At 64.1% G+C, this 4,429-nt stretch carries 4 protein-coding genes and 1 pseudogene; 2 read left to right on the forward strand and 3 right to left on the reverse strand.

Annotated features, from left to right (window positions below; all coding sequences use genetic code 11):
• Both ACIKT0_RS13590 and ACIKT0_RS13595 read left to right on the forward strand, forming a co-directional pair.
• Positions 1–114 (forward strand): annotated as a pseudogene (locus tag ACIKT0_RS13590) (IS5/IS1182 family transposase); the annotation flags it as partial.
• 500 nt (positions 115–614) lie between these two features.
• Entirely contained in the window at positions 615–1,202 is a 588-nt protein-coding gene (locus ACIKT0_RS13595; protein WP_407105862.1) for a GIY-YIG nuclease family protein, read from the forward strand.
• A gap of 28 nt (positions 1,203–1,230) precedes the next feature.
• On the opposite strand, the gene ACIKT0_RS13600 is transcribed toward ACIKT0_RS13595, so the two are convergent.
• From ACIKT0_RS13600 to ACIKT0_RS13610, 3 genes are all read right to left on the reverse strand, one after another.
• Positions 1,231–2,160 (reverse strand): DUF5677 domain-containing protein, encoded by a 930-nt coding sequence (locus ACIKT0_RS13600; protein ID WP_407105863.1) that lies wholly within the window; start codon positions 2,158–2,160, stop codon positions 1,231–1,233.
• A gap of 13 nt (positions 2,161–2,173) precedes the next feature.
• Complete coding sequence (locus tag ACIKT0_RS13605; protein ID WP_407105864.1) at positions 2,174–3,841, reverse strand: electron transfer flavoprotein-ubiquinone oxidoreductase; 1,668 nt, start codon at positions 3,839–3,841, stop codon at positions 2,174–2,176.
• Positions 3,842–3,956: 115 nt separating this feature from the next.
• The coding region (locus ACIKT0_RS13610; protein WP_407105865.1) for a hypothetical protein at positions 3,957–4,429 on the reverse strand (473 nt) is incomplete at its 5' end.

Below are 4,429 nucleotides of genomic sequence, written 5' to 3' on the forward strand. Positions count from 1 at the left end.
CGCATGTTCTGCCGCCTCAAAGACTTCCGACGCGTCGCAACCCGCTACGACCGTAACGCCACCAGCTTCCTCGCCGCCGTCCACATCGCCGCGATCGTCAGCTACTGGTTATGAGTCTCGGCCCTAGTGCGGGGCGGGCGACTTATGATCCTCGAAGGTCAGCCGAAGCTTCCCGCCAAGGCCCGCAGCCGACGTCCCGGGACCGCGAGCTCCGGTGCTCGCAGGCGCAGGCGCCGCTCCTCCCCCGCATGGCCGGCCGGTCCGGACACGCCTCCCTGTCGGAGAAGGACAGGCAGAGGAGAGCACGGGCGAGGCGAGATGTCAAGGAATAAAAGCCTATCACGCCGGACCCTCCGCCGTCATGCCCGCCTTCGCGGGCATCCACGACTTACCTCGGCTGCACGCGTGAGACCAAGTCGTGGATACCCGGCCCCCGCCGGGCATGACGAGGGGCCCCGGTCGCGCCTCATCCTCAGCCGTCATGCCCGCCTTCGGGCATCACGACTTTCTTCCGGCCGCAGCGCCCCACGTCCAAGTCGTGGATACCCGCGCGAAGGCGCGGGCATGACGGGGAGGCGCTTGCGCCTTATCGCGAGCCGCCTGAGCATCCGGCGATGCGCTTCTCCTTCGTCTACCTCATGACGAACCAGCCGAACGGGGTGCTCTATGTCGGCGTCACCTCCGATCTCGTGCGCCGCATGACGCAGCACCGCTCCGGGCTGATCGAGGGCTTCACGAAGCGCTATGGCCTGAAGACACTCGTCTGGTTCGAGACCCATGATGAGATCGTCGCCGCGATCGGGCGAGAAAAGAAGATCAGCACTGGCCGGGGCGAGAAAGGTTCGGCTGATCCAGCAGGGAAATCCGGACTGGCGCGATCTCTGGCCGGACATCTTGGCGTGATGAGCCCTCGGACCCGGACTCGTCATGCCCGCCTTGCGGGCATCCACGACTTCCTTCCAACCGCGCCGCCTTACGATCAAGTCGTGGATACCCGGCCTCCGGCCGGGCATGACGAAGGACGCGCCGCGCCTCATCCTACGTCATGCCCGCCCTTTGCGGGCATGACGTGGAGGGCGATACCGGATGAGCCCGAGCGCGGCCGACGCCCCGAGGCCGACACATCGGTCATGCCAGCCGCAACGCCGCGCTCCCCCGCATGGCCTCCCGATCCGGAGACGTTGTTCACCGGAGGCGCGTGACGGGAGTGGAGCACGGATGAGCGCAGCATCACCTTAGGTTCTTGATTTCTTGAACGACCCCCCCGTACGGGATTGCCTCTCCGCCCTCCACTGCAACCTTTCTGAGCGCGTGAGAAAAAACGAATAGTGGCGGATCTTTATTTAGCTCCTCAAAGGTCACTATCTCCGGCCACCTATGCACCTCGCTGATGACCAACAAGAGGGCGTTCACCTCTTCCTCCGGAGAGCCTGCGACAAAGACGTCCGCAAACGCATAGCAGAATCCAATGACCAATAGAGCAGAGCAGAATACCGAGAGACTTTTGTAATATCCGTCAAAGTTTCCTATCCGGTAGCGGAATGGGCCCTCGGGATCCCCCCAACCATTTCTCAACAACGCATGAGTGTTAAAGTGAACAAAATTAGAAGATAAGAAATACACATAATTATAGACAGACTGAATATTCAAATCTTCGGCCATCTCGCGCACGGTAGGCCCGCCCTGTCGTGCGACCCCCTTCGCCTTCCAAAAAGCGCTCAGCTCGGCCTTAGCCGATCGGACATCACCTTCTAAGGTCGCCTTGTCCTTATCTCCTCCGATAACCGGCTGAAAAGGATTGTTCGATGAAAAAAAGCTAGCTTGGGCCGCAACACCAGCTCGAAAATTCATCGTCTGGATCAACATAATTAAGCGATTTCTGTCTTCCGAATCGAACCTCTTTATGTATGAAAGCATGATAAGATCTTCGCAAATTCCACGAATACCGCCGATCATTGCGTAGTCTGTACCGGCGTATCGGTGTCTCTTAGAGGTTAGTATTGCGAAATCAACGCTCTTGCATATCGCGCACCTCACAACGACACGATAAATATCGTCTCTAAGCTCTGAAGCGCCGAACGTCAGATCATCGCACCTCCGCCTGATCTTCCTGAGCTCCTTAGCGAAGTCTTGAGCGCTCCATTCGCTGCCTCGGGCCAAGCGATGCCCCTCCCTACATACCCGAATAGTTCGGCCCGCCGCCGCCCTCCGGAGCCACCCAGACGATATTCTGATTTGGGTCTTTGATATCGCAGGTCTTGCAGTGGACGCAGTTCTGGGCGTTGATCTGGTACTTCGGCTCAGCCCCCTCCTCCAGCCATTCGTAGACGCCGGCCGGGCAGTAGCGCTGCGACAGGCCGGCGTAGACGTCGTGCTCGGATGATTTCTGCAGGCTCATGTCCTTCACGCGGAGATGCACCGGCTGGTGCTCCTCGTGATTGGTGTTGGACAGGAAGACCGAGGACAGGCGGTCGAAGGAGACCACGCCGTCGGGCTTCGGATAGGCGATGCGCTGGCACTCGCTGGCGGGCTTTGTGGCGGCGTAGTCCGGCTTGCCGTGCGGCAGCGTTCCGAACAGCTTTAGGCCGAGCTGCTCCGCCCACATCGCCGCGCCGCCGAGCATGACGCCGAGGCGGGTGCCGTATTTCGACCAGAGCGGCTTGACGTTGCGCACCGGGCGCAAATCGGCGCCGACCGGGCCGTCGCGCCAGGCGGCCTCGTAGGACGACAGCTCGTCATGGGCGCGGCCGGCCTTGAGGGCCTCGCAAATGTGCTCGGCGGCGAGCTTGCCGGTCAGCACCGCATTGTGGCTGCCTTTTATGCGCGGGACGTTGACGAAGCCGGCCGCGCAGCCGACCAGCGCGCCGCCCGGGAAGGCGAGCTTCGGGACCGACTGGAAGCCGCCCTCCGTGATAGCGCGCGCGCCATAGGAGAGGCGCTGCCCACCCTCCAGCGTCGGGCGCACCGAGGGGTGCTGCTTGAAGCGCTGGAACTCCTCGAAGGGCGAGAGATAGGGGTTTTCGTAGTTCAGATGAACCACGAAGCCGACCGCCACCAGGTTGTCGCCGTAATGGTAGAGGAACGAGCCGCCGCCGGTCCTGTCGTCGAGCGGCCAGCCGAAGGAATGCTGCACGAGGCCCGGCTTGTGCTTCTCGGGCGCGACGCGCCACAGCTCCTTGAGGCCGAGCCCGTACTTCTGGGGCTCGCGCCCCTCATGCAGCGCGAATTTCTGGATCAGCGCCTTGGAAAGCTGGCCGCGCGCGCCTTCGGCGAAGATGGTGTACTTGCCACGGAGCTCCATGCCGCGGGTGAAGTTCGGGCTGGGCGTTCCGTCGCGGTTCACGCCCATGTCGCCGGTCGCGACGCCGACCACCGCGCCGTCCTCGCCGAACAGCACCTCGTTGGCGGCGAAGCCCGGATAGATCTCGACGCCGAGCGCCTCGGCCTTGGCGCCCAGCCAGCGGCAGACGTCGCCGAGCGAGACGATGAAATTGCCGTGGTTCGACAGGATTTTGGGCATGCCGAACGCCGGCAGGCCGAGCGCCTTGGCCTCGGTCAGGTAGAGGAAGCGGTCGTCGGTGACCTCGGTGCGCTGGAACGTGTCGGGCTCGTCGCGCCAGCCGGGCAGCAGCGCGTCGAGGCCGACCGGGTCCACCACCGCGCCGGACAGGATGTGGGCGCCGACCTCGGAGCCCTTTTCGAGCACGACGACGGAGATGTCCGCGTCGAGCTGCTTGAGGCGGATCGCGACGGCGAGGCCTGCGGGCCCGGCGCCGACCACGACCACGTCGTAGTCCATGGCCTCGCGCTCGGGCAGTTCCGCCATGCTCTCGTCCGCCATGTTCCGCGTCTCCCTGAAGCTCGTCGCCCTGGAACCGTTCGCATCTGCTGCGCTGCGAAACTAGGGCGACATTCGTCCGAGAAAGACGCGTCCTTAGGCGGAGAAGGCGAGCAAGTTATTTCGGGTTTTCGCCCGTCAGCCGCTCGCGCTGACGCTCGAGATCCTTCTTGAGCTGCTCCTTGTTGACGCCGGCGCGCTGCTCGGGCGTGAGCGGCCCCGGATCGTCCGGCAGCGTCGCGTTGAAGGCGTCCGCGGCGGGGTGTTCGTGGCTGGTCGGCGGGTTCGCCATGGCTGAGGCGATGGCCAGCATCAGCAGGACGAGCGCCATCGTCTCCGTGGGCGAAACGTCGCCGAAGCCGCGGATCGCCGCCACGGCCGCGGGGTCGTAGACGAACAGGGCGAGGGTGAAGAGCGGCAGCGACACGCCGAGCAGTCGGACGAGCTGCCGCAGCTCCTGGGCGCGCGTCGATCGAACATGCGTGAGCGCGATCGCGAGCGCCGCGAACAGCAGGGTGACGCAGCTCGCGGGGCTCGCGACCCATAGCGCAGCCCCGACGCGGCCCCCGTCCGGCGCAGCGGTCGTCGGTT

It is taken from the genome of Hansschlegelia beijingensis (genome assembly GCF_045505405.1).
In the GTDB taxonomy this organism is placed as follows: Bacteria; Pseudomonadota; Alphaproteobacteria; order Rhizobiales; family Methylopilaceae; genus Methylopila; species Methylopila beijingensis_A.

Excerpts from the sequence above, each read along its gene's own strand:
- ACIKT0_RS13595 (WP_407105862.1), top strand. The coding sequence starts at position 615 with ATGCGCTTCTCCTTCGTCTACCTCATGACGAACCAGCCGAACGGGGTG.
- ACIKT0_RS13605 (WP_407105864.1), bottom strand. The coding sequence starts at position 3,841 with ATGGCGGACGAGAGCATGGCGGAACTGCCCGAGCGCGAGGCCATGGAC.